This is a genomic window from Paractinoplanes pyxinae (assembly GCF_026626335.1).
GTDB lineage: Bacteria > Actinomycetota > Actinomycetes > Mycobacteriales > Micromonosporaceae > Actinoplanes > Actinoplanes pyxinae.
Genome location: NZ_JAPNTZ010000015.1, coordinates 224528 through 240415 on the forward strand (window position 1 = coordinate 224528; position 15888 = coordinate 240415).

10 protein-coding genes are annotated in these 15888 nt (G+C 70.2%); 4 read left to right on the top strand and 6 right to left on the bottom strand.

The annotated features are described in order from the left end of the window. Positions 1-166 precede the first annotated feature (166 nt). Positions 167-484, bottom strand: a complete 318-nt coding sequence (locus tag OWR29_RS36510) for a hypothetical protein (protein ID WP_267568053.1) — start codon at positions 482-484, stop codon at positions 167-169. Between the two features lie 309 nt (positions 485-793). Here OWR29_RS36510 and OWR29_RS36515 point away from each other — a divergent pair, with 309 nt between their 5' ends. Next, positions 794-4153, top strand: coding sequence for a 3-keto-alpha-glucoside-1,2-lyase-like domain-containing protein (locus OWR29_RS36515; protein ID WP_267568054.1), 3360 nt, complete (start codon positions 794-796; stop codon positions 4151-4153). Between the two features lie 119 nt (positions 4154-4272). On the opposite strand, the gene OWR29_RS36520 is transcribed toward OWR29_RS36515, so the two are convergent. Both OWR29_RS36520 and OWR29_RS36525 read right to left on the bottom strand, forming a co-directional pair. After that, on the bottom strand, positions 4273-5532 hold the full coding sequence (locus OWR29_RS36520) for a glycosyltransferase (protein WP_267568055.1): 1260 nt from the start codon (positions 5530-5532) through the stop codon (positions 4273-4275). After that, positions 5529-7766, bottom strand: coding sequence for a GH92 family glycosyl hydrolase (locus tag OWR29_RS36525; protein WP_324291292.1), 2238 nt, complete (start codon positions 7764-7766; stop codon positions 5529-5531). The genes OWR29_RS36520 and OWR29_RS36525 overlap by 4 nt, the downstream gene beginning before the upstream one ends. 216 nt (positions 7767-7982) lie before the next feature. Here OWR29_RS36525 and OWR29_RS36530 point away from each other — a divergent pair, with 216 nt between their 5' ends. Then, entirely contained in the window at positions 7983-10619 is a 2637-nt protein-coding gene (locus tag OWR29_RS36530) for an Hsp70 family protein (RefSeq protein WP_267568056.1), read from the top strand. Here OWR29_RS36530 and OWR29_RS36535 read toward each other — a convergent pair. Together OWR29_RS36535 and OWR29_RS36540 are read right to left on the bottom strand one after the other, a co-directional pair. Next, on the bottom strand, positions 10601-12007 hold the full coding sequence (locus OWR29_RS36535) for a dynamin family protein (protein ID WP_267568057.1): 1407 nt from the start codon (positions 12005-12007) through the stop codon (positions 10601-10603). The genes OWR29_RS36530 and OWR29_RS36535 overlap by 19 nt on opposite strands. Then, positions 12004-13740: a dynamin family protein gene (locus OWR29_RS36540; protein WP_267568058.1), complete on the bottom strand. Its 1737-nt coding sequence runs from the start codon at positions 13738-13740 to the stop codon at positions 12004-12006. Before OWR29_RS36540 ends, OWR29_RS36535 begins: the two co-directional genes overlap by 4 nt. Positions 13741-13913: 173 nt before the next feature. On the opposite strand from OWR29_RS36540, the gene OWR29_RS36545 reads away from it, so the two are divergent. Together OWR29_RS36545 and OWR29_RS36550 are read left to right on the top strand one after the other, a co-directional pair. Further along, on the top strand, positions 13914-14405 hold the full coding sequence (locus OWR29_RS36545) for a DinB family protein (RefSeq protein ID WP_267568059.1): 492 nt from the start codon (positions 13914-13916) through the stop codon (positions 14403-14405). A 93-nt stretch (positions 14406-14498) separates the two neighbouring features. Further along, positions 14499-15020 (top strand): hypothetical protein, encoded by a 522-nt coding sequence (locus OWR29_RS36550; protein ID WP_267568060.1) that lies wholly within the window; start codon positions 14499-14501, stop codon positions 15018-15020. 8 nt (positions 15021-15028) lie between these two features. Here the strand turns inward: OWR29_RS36550 and OWR29_RS36555 are convergent, their stop codons facing one another. Next, positions 15029-15844, bottom strand: coding sequence for an alpha/beta fold hydrolase (locus OWR29_RS36555; protein ID WP_324291291.1), 816 nt, complete (start codon positions 15842-15844; stop codon positions 15029-15031). Positions 15845-15888: the final 44 nt, after the last annotated feature.

Below are 15888 nucleotides of genomic sequence, written 5' to 3' on the forward strand. Positions count from 1 at the left end.
ATCGCCGACCGTGACAAGAACAGGGAGCACCCACTTCGAAACTGCGTTCATGGGTCTCACCTCCTGGGTCGGTGTCGCGGTCAGCTGCAACGTACAAGACCGAGCCGTGCAGAGCAACGAACCCCCGACGCCGCTGGCTGGAACGTCGCTGCCGGGCTGACGATCGTCACCGCTGCGCTCCCGTCACGACAGCGTCAATGGCAACGGCAGCCGCAGCCGCAGCCGCAGCAACAGTCACAGCGGTGTGCCAGCGCCAACGCTGCGACAGCGCCAGCGACAGCGCCAGCGACAGCGCCAGCGACAGCGCCAGCGACAGCGCCAGCGACCGCGCCAGCGACCGCGCCAGCGGCCACGGCTGCGCCAGCGACCGCGCCAGCGGCCACGGCTGCGCCAGCAGCTGCGGCAGCGGCAGCGGCTGTGCCAGCGGCCACGGCAACGGCTGCGTCAGCAGCTGCGACGGCGGCAGCGGCTGTGCCAGCAGCACAGTGCGGCAGCGGCGGCTCCGCGGCAACGGCAACGGTTATGCCAGCGGCTGCGGCTGCGGCTGCGACAGCGGCTGTGCCAGCGGCCACGGCAACGGCTGCGCCAGCAGCTGCGACAGCGGCAGCGGCCTTGACTGCGGCAGCGGCTGCTGCTGCGGCGGCGGGCGATGGGGCAACGACAGGCGGAGGTAACAGGCAAGTTTCGGAACGGATAACAAGACTTTTCGATAATCGCGCCAAAGTTATGGACCTGCGTGCAGAAGTCCGCCTACCGTGCTGGCATCGATCCCTGTCGAAGCCTGGACGGTCCGATGAAGACACGAATCGCGCTGCTCGCCGTCACTACTCTTGCGGGACTTCTGCCCGCCTTCCCCGCCGCCGCGGCTGCTGCTCCTCCCCCGCAGGAGCCCGGCATCACCCTTCGCACGTACGACCTTCAGGTCTCGCGCGACTCGCTCTGCACGCTCAAGCCCGGTCAGACGCCTAACGTCGACAAGAAGCTCTCGACGATCAACTGGACTACCGCGGGCGACTTCGGCCTCGAGGACCGCTTCCAGTCCGAGGTGCTCGGCAACATCACCGTCACCACCGCCGGCACGTACGGCTTCCGGCTCACCAGCGACGACGGCTCCCGGCTGCGGATCGACAACGCGACCGTCATCGACCACGACGGAGCCCACGGCGCCACCGCCAAGGAAGGCTCGGTCAGCCTCACCACCGGCTACCACGCGCTGAACATCGACTACTTCGAACGCGACGGCGGTCAGCAGCTCACCCTCGAGTGGAAGCCGCCGGGTGCCACCGCGTTCACCGTGGTTCCGGCCAGCGCGCTCAGCACCGACGCCGGAGTCGTGCGGGTGACGGCGCCCGGCCGCAAGGAGTGCGAGACCGCCGGCGACAGCCCGGGCGACGGCCTGCCGCTGACCAGCGTGCACCCCGGCTACACGCTGACCAACCTGCGCCCGTCCGGGTTCAACCCGCAGGTCAGCGCCATGGACTGGTTCCCCGACGGCCGGCTCGCCATCGCCACCTGGGGTGGCAGCGACACGGTGGCCGGCGAGGTGTACGTGCTCAGCGGGGTCACCGGCAACACCTCGCCGAGCCAGGTCACGTACAAGAAAATCGCCACCGGCCTGCGCGAGCCGATGGGCCTCAAGATCGTCGACGGCAAGATCTACGTGTCGCAGAAGCACGAGCTGACCGAGCTCAACGACACCAACGGCGACGGCACCATCGACCAGTACCGGCGGGTCGCGACCTGGCCCTTCGACGGCAACTTTCACGAGTTCGCGTTCGGGCTGCTCTATCAGGACGGGTTCTTCTATCTGAACCTGTCCGTCTCGATCAACCTGGGCGGCGCGACCACCGACCCGCAGGGCTCACCCAACCGCGGCACCACGCTGAAGATCAACCGTACGACCGGGGCGGTGCAGTACGTCGCGGGCGGCCTGCGCACCCCGAACGGCCTCACGTTCGGGCCCGACGGTGACGTCTTCGTGTTGGACAACCAAGGTGGTTGGTTGCCGGCGTCGAAGTTGGTGCAGGTCAAGCAGGACCGTTTCTTCGGCCACTTCACCAACCCGGACGGCCCGTTCGACCAGCAGCCGGTCACCCAGCCCGTGCTGTGGCTGCCGCAGAACGAGATCGCCAACTCGCCGAGCACGCCGCTGATGCTCACCTCCGGCCCGTACTCCGGTCAGATGTTGTTCGGTGACGTCACTTACGGCGGTCTGCAACGCGCGTACCTGGAAAAGGTCAACGGCCAGTACCAGGGAGCGGTCTTCCGGCTCACGCAGGGCCTCGAGATGGGCGTGCTGCGACTGAACCAGGGGCCGGACGGGGCGCTCTACGTGGGCGGGCTCGGCGCGGGTGGCAACTGGGGGCAGGAAGGCAAATTGACGTACGGGCTGCAGAAGCTCACGCCGAACTCGGCGAGCGTCTTCGACATCAAGGCCATGCGGGCCATCGCCGGCGGGTTCGAATTTGAGTACACGCAGCCGGTCTCGGACGCGACCGCCGCTAACCTGGCCACCCGCTACAAGGCCAAGCAGTGGCGCTACGTCTCGACGCCCGACTACGGCGGCCCGAAGGTCGACGAGGAGACGCTGGCCGTGTCGTCGGCCACCCTGTCGGCCGACAAGCTCAAGGTCACGCTGAAGCTGGCCGGGCTCAAGCCGGGCCGGGTCGTGCACGTCCGCTCGCCGCGCCCGTTCACCTCGGCCTCGAACGCGTCGCTGTGGAGCACCGAGGCCTGGTACACGCTGAACAGCCTGGTCGACGGCACGATCCTGAAGTCCGACCGGGTCGAGGCGGAGTTCTCCGGGCTCAGCCCGGGCGCCTCGGTCGCCAACGACCACACCGGCTACACGGGCAACGGATTCTCGGCCGGGCACAGCGCGGTCGGTGCGGCCACCACCTTCACCGTCAACGTGCAGACAGCCGGCGCGTACCCGATCGCGTTGCGCTACAGCAACGGTCCGAACCCGTCGGCCGGCGCCAAAACCATCAGCCTGTACGTCAACGGGGTCAAGGTGAAACAGGTGAGCCTGGCCGACACCGGCAACTGGGACACCTGGGCCACGCTGAACGACACGGCGACCCTGCGAGCCGGCGGCAACACCGTCTCGTACCGCGTCGACACCGGCGACATCGGGCACGTCAACCTGGACAGCTTGACCGTAGGGTCAACTTCATCGTCCACAGGTAACAAGACAGGGACCCTTACTGGAATCGGCGGCAAGTGCCTGGATGTGGACAACGCGAATATCGCCGACAAGTCCAAGGTGCAGCTGCACACCTGCAACAACACCACCGCGCAGAGCTGGACGCGTGAGGGCGACACGCTGCGGGCGCTCGGCAAGTGCCTCGACATCGACAACGGCGGCACCGCCAACGGCACGAAGGTGCAGCTCTACACGTGCAACAACAGCGCCGCCCAGGTGTGGCAGCCGCAGGCCAACGGCTCGCTGCTGAACCCGGCGTCGGGCAAGGTGCTCGACGTGGCCGGCGGGGCGACGGCCGACGGCACCCAGGTGCAGATCTGGGAATGGGCGAACGTGGCCCAGCAGCGCTGGACGCACAACGGGACCAGCCGGGTGACGCTGTTCGACGGGGGCAGCCTGAACGCGTTCCGCAACGGTGACAACAGCGCGGTGACGTGGCCGATCTCCGGCGGGTCGGCCGAGGTGCTGGGCGGCGACATCCGGACCAAGCAGAACTACGGCGACTTCAAGCTGCACGTCGAGTTCTGGCTGCCCAATCTGCCGGCCGACGTGACCGGGCAGCAGCGCGGCAACAGCGGCATCTATCTGCAGGACCGGTACGAGCTGCAGGTGCTGGACTCGTACGGGAAAGCGAACCCGGCCCTGGACGACGCCGGAGCCATTTATCTGAAGCGGGCGCCCTCGTCCAACGCCGCCACCGCCCCGGAGACGTGGCAGACGTACGACATCACGTTCCGGGCGGCTCGCTGGAACGGCAGCACGAAGACCGAGAACGCCCGGGCCACCGTCGTCTGGAACGGCGTGACCGTGCACAACAACATCGAGATCGACGGCCCCACCGGCAACGGCGCCGCCGAGAGCCCGGCCGCCCTGCCGATCCGCCTGCAGGACCACGGCGACCCGGGCGCCAACGTCCGCTACCGCAACATCTGGATCGAACCGGCCTGATCCGGCGCGGCCCGCCGTTCACCGAACGGCGGGCCGCAAAGAAAGCGAACCGGCGGGCCGCAAGGAAGCCGAACCGGCGGGCCGCAAAGAAAGGGCCGCGTAGAAGACACCGTGCAGAATCAGCCGTCGAGCTTGGGGAACAGGTCGTCGAAGACCGCGGCACGATCGAACGTCATCGCCTTGGCCAGGGCCCGCGACGCCATCTCGGCCTTCTCGGCCTCGGGCATCTCCAGGACGGCGTGGTCCAGGGCCTCGGCCAGGGCGTTGATGTCACCCGGCTCGACGATGATCGCCGTATCGCCTACAGCCTCGCCGGTGCCGCCGGTGAGCGTGGTGATGACCGGGCCGCCGCCGGCCAGCATCTTCTCGGCCAGCGCGATGCCGAACGTCTCGACGAAGTCCGGCTCCGGCTTGGTGGGCAGGGCGTACGCCGCGCAGCCCCGCATGAGCAGCGGCTTCTCCTCGTCGTCGACGTCGGTCAGGAAGATGATGCGGTCGTCCTCCTTGGCCATCGCCTGCACGTGTTCCAGGGCGGGGCCGTTGCCCGCGACGACCAGCTTCACCTTGTCCCGGCTGCGCATCTGGCCGTACGCGATGACCAGGTCGTAGATGCCCTTGGCCCGGGCCACCCGGGACAGGAACAGGATGTAGCCGTCCCGCTCGAGCCCCCGCTTGGCCAGCGCCGCATCGACCTCGTCGTCGTCCAGGTCCACATAGGCCGACGAGTCGATCGGCGGGTAGCTCACCGTCACCCGCGAACGGCACTGCTCGGCGAAGGACGTGCCGCACGAGGCGTCGACCTCGAGCGCCGACGCGATGATCTCGTCCTTGGTGTACTCCGAGACCGCCACCACCTCGTCGTTGGCCAGGAACGTCGTGAACAGGACCGTCGCCGCGCCGAAGCGGCCCTCACGCAGGCACTGGCGGATGACGTTGGTGACGTCCGAGCCGACCGCCTTGGCGATGGTGTGCACCTGGGGATCCAGCCCGGCCGCCCGCGCCGCGGTCACTGCGTCCACCACGACCGTCTGGTGCGGCACCAGATACATCGACAGGCACACGGTCGGGATCGGATCGGCCAGCAGCTCGACCAGCCGGCCGGTGAGCCCGGCCAGGTGGCGGCCGTCGGGCACCCGGTAGTCGCCGACCGCCTCCGGGCGTTCGACGGTGATTCCTTCGCTGTACGGCAGGAGCCGGTCGAGCGGCTTGAGCGGCAGACCGGCCGCCTGCAGCACCGGGATGGGCCAGGTGAGCAGGCGGACATCCGTGAAGCCCCGGGTGAGCGCGACCTCGGCGAGGTTGCGGGCCTCACCGGAATGGCCGCAGATCACCGGGTCCGCGCGGACCACGATGACGAGACGACGGTCGGGCTTGTTCAACGCGTGTCCTCCGGAAACAGTGAGTCGGACAGGGAAGGCGGACGGATTCCGCTCCCCCAGCTCGACGGCTCCGGACCCAGCCGCAGGTGCAACCGGCCGCCGCGGTGCACATCGGCGGCGCTCAGGTGCGTGGCGTGCAGGGGTTTGCCGTTCAGGGACGCTTCTTGCACGTACAGGGGTGGCGGCTCGTGGTCGATGCCGTCCACGCCGATCGGGGTCTCGCGGTGGCCGCTGGTCTCGATGTGGAACTCGCCGCCGGGCACCTGGACGGTGGCGCTGCCGAAGGCGGGCGTGTTGACCAGGAACAGATGCTGGCCGGCCACCGGGAACAGGCCGAGCGAAGCCCACACGTACCAGGAACTGAGACCGCCCGAGTCGTCGTTGCCCGGCAACCCGCCCGGCCCGGTGCCGAACTGCCAGGTGAGCGCGGAATGCACGATCCTGGCCGTTCGATCAGGACGGCCGGCGTAGTGGTACGCCCACGGCGCTTCCATGTCGGGCTCGTTGTTCAGCCCCTCGAAGCGTTTGAGCGCGTAGCCGGCCGCCATCTCGGCCGCGGGCGGCCGCCGGCCGGGCTGCTTGACCGGGTCGGCGCCGAAGCCGAAGAACCGGTCGAGCTTCTTGATGAACCGGGTGTCGCCGCCGGCCACCTCGATGCGGGCGCGCATGTCGTGCAGCAGCCGGAACGAGTAGTTCCACTTGCCGCCTTCGTAGAACTCGGAGTTCCGAAGCAGGCCGCTGTCCGGGTCGAAGGCGTTGATCCAGCCCTTGCTGCGCTCCTCCAGGTCGGCCGCGAGCCGGTGGTCGTTGAGCGCGCGGGCCACCCGGGCCGTGCAGTGGTAGCCGATGGCCAGGTCGAGCGTGTGCGTGATCGGGTGCACCACGCCGTGCTCGTAGAAGTCCTCGCCGTACATGCGCCGCAGGTCGTCGACCATGTGGACGAGAGCCCAGGCCCAGTCGATGCGCGAAGTGCCCAAGGCGTGCGCGTCGGCCAGCGCTGTATGTGCGAGTGCGCTCGCCTGCCGGAAGAAACGGTCGGCGCCGCGGGCCATCCGGTAGCCGATCGGGAAGTTGCCCTCCTCCTCGCACACGCGGATGAGCGATTCGAGCAGATCCGCCGCGCGGTCCGGCACCAGCACCGAAAGCAGGGGAATCTGCGTCTTGTAGATGTCCCACATCGTGCAAACGTCGAACGCGTACGGGCCGGAATCGGGCCAGAACGGGCTCTCGTCGTCGGCGAAGCACGGCTTGATGAGCGCGTGGTAGAGGGCTGTGGACAACACCGTCCGGCGCGCGGTCGTGCCCCCTTCGACCTGCACCTTGTTCAGATGCTCACGCCATTTGGCCCGGGTTTTCGCTCGTACGGCGGTGAAGGCGGGGCGGTCGCTGCCGCACTCCCGCTCGAGGTTGGCCCGCGCCTGATCGTTGCCTCGCAGCGAGAAGCCGAGGCGCACCTCGATCGTCTGGCCGGGCCGCGTCGAGCCCATGAACAGCAACCCGAACGGGCGCAGGTTGGTGTGCCGGATGCTGTCGAAGTCGAGCCGCGTCCCGCCGTCGATGAGGCGCCGGTCGTACCAGAGCATCTGCCGCCAGCCCGGGCTGTCGACCTCGGCGTACACGGAGAGAGGGACGCCCTCCATGACGACGGTGCCCTGCGCCCGGCCGTAGCCCATGCTCTCGATCTGCGCGCGCAGCGGAACCGTGCGGCCGAGCTCGGTGGCCAGCCCGCCGCACGACAGGTCGATCACCACGCGGGCGCTGCTGTGCGCCGGGAACGTGTAGCGGTGGATCGCGACCTTCTCGCCGACGGTGATCTCGCTGCGGATGCCGGTGCCCAGGGTCGCCGCGTAGTAGCCGGGCGACGCCTCCTCGTCGCTGAGCGGCCACGACTGCCCGAGTGCGTCGAGCGGCTGCACCATCGGCGTGACGCGTACGTAGTTGTAGTACTTGCGGATCGCGCCCGTGCCTGACTGCTGGAAATGCGTGAAGCCGGACGCCTGCATCCGCTCGAACATCGTCTCGGGCACACCCTCGGTGTTCTTGGTGTAGAGCCCGTACCCCGTCGGATAGGCGCCCGAGTAGGCGCACGCCGACACCATGCCGAGCGGCGCCGTGGCCCCCGGATGCGTGTTGCCCACCTGCGGCTTCGGGAACCACCACGTGGAAGCGAGACCGCGGGCGGGAGGCAGATCCGTGGCCGCGGTGCCGATGAAGGGGTCAACGTTGTCGATGATGACGGGAACCTAACCCGCGCCGGACGGTCAGAGGTTTCGGCAAGATGAACTCCCCAGGTCAGAAGTGATCATGAACGGACTGCCTCCCTGTCGAGGATGACCCGGCCACCCGTTCGAGGGACAGATTTCGGCGACCTTGAATCCGAGCCGTCCGATTGATGGGCATACCCGTTCGGGCGGCGGTCCGGGTGGTGCGGTGATGGGACTATCTACGGCGTGAAGGGGACCTACGGGCTCGGCATCGACCTGGGCACTACTCAGACTGCGGCCGCTGTGCGGGACGACTCGGGGCGGGTGGAAGTCGTTCGGGTGGGGGGTCGCCGGGCTGAGATCCCGTCGCTGGTGTTCGTGAAGGACGACGGCGGGCTGCTGGTGGGGGAAGCGGCCGAGCGGCGGGGGCTGGCGGAGCCGGGGCGGTTGGCCCGGGAGTTCAAGCGGCGGATCGGGGATCCGGTGCCGATCCTGGTGGGCGGAACTCCGTTTTCGGCTCACGCGTTGACGGCCAAGCTGCTGCGGCACGTGCTCGATGAGGTGACCCGGCTGCGCGACGGCGCGCCGGCTTCGTTGACGCTGACGCACCCGGCCAACTGGGGGCCGTACAAGAGGGAGCAGTTCTCTCAAGCCGTGAGGTTGGCGGATGCGGGGCCGGTCAAGCTGATCACCGAGCCGGAGGCGGCGGCGCTGCAGCACGCCACGGCTCGGCGGATCGCGTTGGGTGAGACCGTCATGGTGTACGACCTGGGTGGCGGGACATTCGACGTGGCGTTGCTGCGGCGCGACTCGGACGGGTTCTCGCTGGTGGGTGAGCCCGAGGGCGTCGAGCAGCTGGGCGGGGCCGACTTCGACGAGGCCGTGTTCGCGCACGTCGTGGGGGCGCTGGGCAGCGCGGCTCAGGAGCTGGACCCGGATGACGACGACGTGACCGAGGCGCTGGCCCGGCTGCGGCGGGACTGCGTGGAGGCCAAGGAGGCGCTGTCCTTCGACACGGAGACGTCGATTCCGGTGGCCTTGCCGGGGTTGCATACGCGCGTACGGCTCAACCGGTCCGAACTGGAGTCGATGATCGCACCGGCCCTGGAGGACACGATCGCGGCCACGCGGCGGGCGTTGCGCGGGGCGGGGGTCGAGGCGGGACAGGTCAGCGCGGTGCTGCTGGCCGGCGGGTCGTCGCGGATCCCGCTGGTGGCGCAGATGCTCTCCGAGGAGTTCGGCCGGCCGGTCGTGGCCGACCCGCACCCGGAGCACAGCATCGCCCTGGGGGCGGCGTTCGCCACGGGGGCCATGCCGGCCGCGCTTCCCCCGGAGCCGCAGGACCCGTGGTCCGACCACCCGGAGTCGCTGGCCGCCGCCCCCAACGGCACCGCGCCCATGCCGCATCAAACAGGCCCGCACGACACCGCGCCCATGCCGCAGCAGCAGCCCGGCCCGCACGGCACAGCGCCGATGCCCCAGCAGCCGGCGGTTGCTCAGGCCGCGGGAGCACAGCCGAGGCAGACACAGCCCACGCCGACCCAGACCATGCCGACGCAGCCGGTGGCGGCCGAGCAGCGCAGCCCGGCCGGACCGGTCGCCTTCAGCCGTGGGGCCGCCGCGATCCCCGGCGCGACACCGGCACCGCCGACATGGAACTTGGAGCCGGCGAACTCGGCGTCGCTGCCGCCCACCGCTACCTTCCCCGCCGCTTCGGACGCGGGAGCACCGCCAGACTTGGGGGCACCGCCCCCGGCTGATGGCCCTCGACCGTACGTACCGGGTTTCGGAACGCCGTCGAATCCAGGCGTGGGTACCCCGATTCCGGCTGCGCCCCTACGCCCGTACGAGATCCAGAAGCGCAACCACCCACGCACCCGGCGCCGACTCGCTGTCGCAGGCGCAGCCGGCGCCGTCCTCATCGCCGCCACCGCCGCGACGATCATCGCCCTCAACAACCGCGATAAGGACGATCCGGCCGCCCAGGGCAACACCCCACCGTCATCCCCGGCCTCGGTGAGTCCGTCGGCAGAGGCCGGCGTCCCCATTCCGGGCGTGCCCACCAACTCCCGTCTGCTGGTTCGCACCGACACCGGCCCCATCTCGCAGACCGACCGCGTCTCGACCGTCTCGCTGTTCAAGCCCGGCCTCGGCACCCCTCGCGACCAGCTGGCCGGAACACTTCCCGGCGACACCCTGCCGCGGTGGTCGCACGACCGTAAGCAGATCGTCCTGACCCACCTCAACCCCGGCTCGACCAGCGACATCATCGTCATGAAGGCGGACGGCAGCGACCGCCGCAAGCTGGCCGGCGGCGCCACCAACGGGCGGGCCTCCTGGTCGGGTGACGACCAGCAGATCGTGTTCGTCCGGAAGGTCGGCCCGGTCAACCAGTTCTTCACGATCCCGGCCGCGGGCGGCGAGGCCAAGCAGCTCACGACCTCGCCCGACCCGAAGGACGACCCGGTCTGGACGTCGAACAACGACGCGATCGTGTTCTGGCAGGAGCGGGACGGCGTGCGCTACCTGTACGCGAGGCACGTCGTGCGGGGTGTCGAGCGGCGCATCACCGACGAGAGCATGGGCCCGGCCGTCGACCCGGCGCTCGACCCCGACGACCACTGGATTCTGTTCACCAAGCAGATCGGCAAGAACGACTCCGATATCTGGATCGTCCCCAAGGACAGTTCGGGACCGGCGCGCCGGCTCACCAAGTCGCCGGAGCGCGAGATGGACCCGACGTTCTCACCGGACGGCAAGTGGATCGCCTTTGTGCGGGGGCCCTACGAGAAGCCGACGGTCGTGATCATGAAGACGGACGGCACCCACGAGCACGTGCTCACCAAGCCGGGCGACCGGGAGGGTCACCCCTGCTGGTTCTGATCGGCGAGGATCCCCTCGCAGGTGCGGACGGCGGCTCGGGCGGCCGCCTTCAGCTCGCGGCCGGTGAGGGGATGCTCGGCGAGGCGCTGCCACCGCGTCCTTTGCGCCAGCGCCGCCTGCGCAACGTCGGATACGGGCACGCCCAGCCGCTCTTGGGCTGTGCCGCCCGAACCGCCGAGCAGCCGGTCGAGGCCAGCCCGGCGGTCGTCGGCCACGGCCAGCCGGCCCGAGCGCAGCTGGTGCAGCAGCCGCAGCTCGACGAACTCGTGGGCGCCGGCCCGGATCCGCTCGGCCTCGCCGGCCAGCGGTGACCCGGGCGGCAGGCAGTCGTCGAGCGCGGCCAGCGCGCTGCGGGCCTTGAGCACCTCGGCCCGGCCCTCCAGGTGGGTCCGCAGCACCTCCCGCAGCCGCGCGATGCCGCTGGCCTCGGTCAGGGCGGCAGCCAGACCGGCCGCGTCGGTCACATCACCCTCGCGGATGAGACGCGTTCCCAGCCGTACGCCGAACAGCCCCAGCCTCGTGACGAGCCGCCGCCGATCCTCGCCCCCGGCCGCGAACCGGTCGGCCGTCAGCAGCACCTCGACGATGTCGTCCATGGGCAGCGCCGCGACCTCGGCCAGCACCCGGAACTCGTTCTCGCGCAGGGTCGCGCCGGCCGCCCCGAGCAGCCCGGCCACCGGCACGACGACCGGGCACAGCTTGCGCAGGCGCTCGTCGGTGGCGTAGCGGGCGGCCACCCGCTCGGCGGCGGTCATCGCGTCGAGCCGGCAGCCGCCGATCTCGTCGGCCCGCGACAGCACGCCGATCGCGTTGACCGGAGTGCCCGCGCCGTCGTCGCCGTGGAACGCCTCCAGGAAGCGCACATCCCCGCCGTGCAGGTGCCGCAGCAGATAGATCACGGCGTCGGTCTGAGTGGCGTGCTCGCCCTCGGCTTCGAGAAACGCCGTCGTACGCGCGGAGATATCCGCCGACAGCGACTCGATGCCGGGCGTGTCGATCAGCGTGTGCCGGCGCAGCCGGGCGCTCGGCACCCGCACCTCCAGGCGTTCGACCTGGAAGGACGGCCGCCCGAGGTCGATGCGGACCGCGCCGTCGCGCCGGGTGAAGGGTCGCGCCTCGGCGTTCCCGTCCGTCAGGTACGAGGTGACGGCGTACGCGGGCCCGTCGGCGTACCAGGTGACGATCCGCGTGCACTCCCCCGCGTCGGTCGGGGCCAGCTCCTCCCCGATGAGCGCGTTGAGCAGCGTCGACTTGCCCGCCTTGAGCTTGCCGGCGATGGCCACCCGCAGCGGCTCGTCGAGGCGCCCGCGGGCCCGGGCCAGCCGGGGGTCGCCGGTCTCGGCCACCGCCCGGTCGAGCAGGGCCCGGGTGTCGTCGAGCAGGCTCACCCGGCCAGCCTTTCCAGACGGTCACGCTGCTCGGCGATCGTGGCGGCCCGCGCGCGGCGCTGCTCGCCGGTGAGCGAGGCGGCCTCGCGCACGGCGGCCTCGGCCGAGGCGGCGGACCGGCTCAGCTCGCGGGCCCGGGCGGCGAACTCGTCCCGCAGGTGGCGCTGGGTGCGGCGGACGGCCTCCCGGCTGTCGCGACCGACGTGGAAGCCGACTTCATCGACGTACCGCCGAAGCTCCTGACCGGCCTGATGGCGGCGCTGCTGCACCTGGCGTTCCTTCTCGGCCTTGACCAGCCGGCGGCCGAACGCGACCCCGGCCAGCAGCCCCAGCGGCGCCGCCCAGGCCACGCCGACGAGCGCGCCGACGCCACCGAGCAGGAAGAATCCGCCGTACGCGACCCGGGCTGCCGTGAAGGCGCCGAGGAACTGCTGGATGGTCGACTTCTGGAAGTTCAGCTCGAGGTCGCGCGCCTTGTGCACGGCCGGGCCGACGGCGGGCAGCGTGGCGCTGAGGTCGTGCGCCTCCAGGCCGAACCGCTCGGCGACGTCCCGGGCCAGTTGCTCTGCGCGGGAGACGAGCAGCATCAGGTTGTCGGCGGCGGCCCGGCTAGCCTCGCGGGCGGCCCAGGCTTGGAAATCTTGCCAGGTGTTGCGCGGATCGGACTCGGCCAGCAGCTGCTCGCCCCGGATGATGATCAGGCGCAGACGTTCGCGCAGGTCGTGGTCGACGTCGGCCGCCAGGTCCTGGATGCCGTCGCCGAGCACGGTCTGCCAGGTGCCGGTGACCAGCTGGGCGCTGCGGCGGGCCCGCTCGGCGTAACGCTCGACGTGCCGGGGATCGGCCGCGGCCTCCTCGGCGTCGAGGCGGTCGCGCAGCTGGGCGATCACGAAGGCGAGTTCGGCCTCGGCGGCTTGCGTGCGCTCGTCCTCGGCGGCGTCGATGATCTCGCGGCGCACCAGCTCGACCAGGCGCGGGAAGCCCGACTCGTCGTTGAGGGCGGTGTCGTCGCGGGCCCGGGCGCGCACCCGCAGGAACGACGACACCGGGATGACCGGCACGTCGAGGCCGGCCCGTTTGAGATGGCCCTCGTTGATCGCCGCGATGCGGCGCCACTCGACGTGCAGGTCGATCTTGGTGAGGACCAGCCAGGTGCGGGGGCAGCGTTCCCGCGTACGCCGTAGAAATTCGACCTCGGGCGCCGTGAGCTCTTGTGCCGCGTCGGTGACGAAAAGCGCGGCTCCCGCCATCGTCAGCGTGGCCAGGGTGAGGTTGCCCTGGGCCGAGTCGAGCCCACCCACGCCCGGCGTGTCCACGACGGCCAGGCCGGCGCCGAGCAGGCGGCTGTCGATCGCGGCCTCCACCGCCCGGGGCGCCGGGTCGGCCTCGGTGCCGGTGATGTGCTTGGGCAGGTCGGCGAACTCGATGGGCTCGCGCTGATCTGCTTCACCCAGCAGGTAGGCGGCCGGCGGGCGTCCGAACCGGAGGATCGTCGGCAGCGCGGTGACCACATCGGCGTCGACCGGACAGACGTCGGTGTGCAGCAGCGCGTTGACGAGACTGCTCTTGCCCTGCTTGAACTCGCCGACCACCGCGACGGCGGGGTCACTCCGGTTCGCGAGCGCTTTCTCGAGACGCTCGGCCAGATCGGGCCGCCCGGCGGCGACGGCGAACTGCCGGGCCTCGGCCAGCCGGGCCGCCGTCGTGCTCAACCGGTCCCCCTCCGTCCGCAACGCCCGACCATAACGCCTACCGGCGCCGTTGCCTCTCCCCCGGCCCGACGGATTTCCGACACGCCCGGAGGACTGCCCGTGTGCGATGGTGTGCGCGATCCTTCAGACCCTTCGCACGCGCCGCGCGGAACGGCACCCCACGCGGCGCGTGCGAAGCCTTTATCGTGCGGTCCATGGCCGAGACCCAGCGCAAACCTGTCCCCCGCAACGACGACGGCGAACTCGACACCGCGCTCGCCTTCCTCGACTTCGCGCGCGAGTCGGTGCTCAAGAAGGCCGAGGGCCTGACCGACGAGCAGCTGCGCCGGGTGCTGGTCGACTCCGGAACCAACCTGATCGGCCTGATCGCCCACCTCACCGACGGCGAGCGCTACTGGTTCGGCTACCACGTCGCCGGCCAGGGCCACGACTCCTACGAATTCGGCATGACCGTCCCCGCCGCCGTCGAAACCGCGGACGTCATCGCCACCTACCGAGCCGCCATCGAGGACAGCAACCGCATCATCCGCGCCGCCGCCGACCCCGGCGCCCCGGTCGTCCACCCCATCGACGGCAAACACCTGAGCCTGCGCTGGGTGCTGGCCCACATGACCTCGGAGACCGCCCGCCACGCCGGCCACGCCGACATCCTGCGCGAACAACTCGACGGCACGACCGGCCGCTGATTTCCGCGACGACGGGCATTGCAACCGGCCCGCAACCGGCTCTGCAACCGGCGGGCGGGACGTTGTAACTCCCCCTAGTCGAAGGATTCCGTCGTGCGCATGCGTCGTTCTGTTTCTGCCGTCGCTCTGGTCGCTGCCGTGGCCGTGTCCGCCGTGCCGGTCACGGCCGGGGCGGCGTTCGCCAAGCCCGCGGCCTCGAAGCCCGCCCAGTCGAAGCCGGGCAAGCCCGCCAAGCCGGCCAAGGTGAGCTTCGCCGCCACCGGATCGGTAACCGCGGTCGACCTCGGCAGCTCGACGGTCACCGTCGCGGTCAAGAGCGGCACCAAGGACGTGAAGGGCCGGACGGTTTCGATCTCCGTGCCGGCGTCGGCCCGGATCGTCGTGAACGGCGGGGGCAGGACGCTCGGCGCCGTCTCGGCCGGGTTCCGCATCACCGTGACCGGCAGCCACGTCGGCTCGCTGTACACGGCCGCGAAGATCCAGGCTCACGGCGTCCGGGCCACGCCCGCGCCCGCTCCCAGCCCGAGTGTCACTCCTGCGCCCGCCCCGAGCACCGGCCCGGACGACTCGGCGACGCCGGACGACGACGTCGACCCCACCCTGGCCGCGCAGTAGGCAACGGGTCAGTCGCGTTTCAGGTAGGCCTTCATAAGCTCGATCGTTTCTTCGGGGGCGCTCAGGTTGGGGCAGTGGCCGGTCGCGTTCATGACGACCAGGGTGCTGTCTTGCAGGTGGTCGCTGACGTACTGGCCGACTGCGTTGGGGGCGATGATGTCGTCCGTGCACTGCATGATCAGGCTGGGGGTGCGGACGGACGGCAGGTCCTTGCGGTTGTCCGACAGGAAGGTCACGCGGGCGAACTTCTTCGCTATGGCCGGGTCGGTGGCGCAGAAGCTGTTCACCAGTTCCTGGCTCAGTTCCGGGCGCTGCGGGTTGGCCATGATCATGGGGGCGATGACGCTCGACCAGCCCAGGTAGTTGCTGTCCAGGGCCTGCATCATCTCGTCGATGTCGGCCCGGCTGAAGCCGCCGATGTAATCCCCCTCGTTGATGTAGGACGGCGAGGGGCCGATCAGGATGAGCTCGGAGAAGCGGGACGGCTCCTTGATCGCGGCCAGGATGCCGATCATGGCGCTGACCGAGTGGCCCACGAAGACGACGTCGTGCAGGTCGAGGTCGTGCACGATGTCGAGCACGTCGGCGGCGTACCCGTCGAGGCCGGAGTACTTCGTCTCGTCGTACGCGCCCAGGTCGGAGCGGCCGACGCCCACGTGGTCGAACAGCACGACGCGGTAGGCGTCCTCGAACGCGGGCGCGACCAGCCGCCACATGTTCTGGTCGCAGCCGTAGCCGTGCGCGAAGATCATCGGCCGGCCGTCGGGGACACCGCTTGTCTCGATGGCGTGCCGGCGTACGGTCGCTGCCGCTTGGTCATCCATCACAGTCATTCTTCAGTGAGCCGCGGTTTGCCGTAATCACTCGT

Excerpts from the sequence above, each read along its gene's own strand:
- OWR29_RS36515 (WP_267568054.1), top strand. The coding sequence starts at position 794 with ATGAAGACACGAATCGCGCTGCTCGCCGTCACTACTCTTGCGGGACTT.
- OWR29_RS36545 (WP_267568059.1), top strand. The coding sequence starts at position 13,914 with ATGGCCGAGACCCAGCGCAAACCTGTCCCCCGCAACGACGACGGCGAA.
- OWR29_RS36555 (WP_324291291.1), bottom strand. The coding sequence starts at position 15,844 with ATGGATGACCAAGCGGCAGCGACCGTACGCCGGCACGCCATCGAGACA.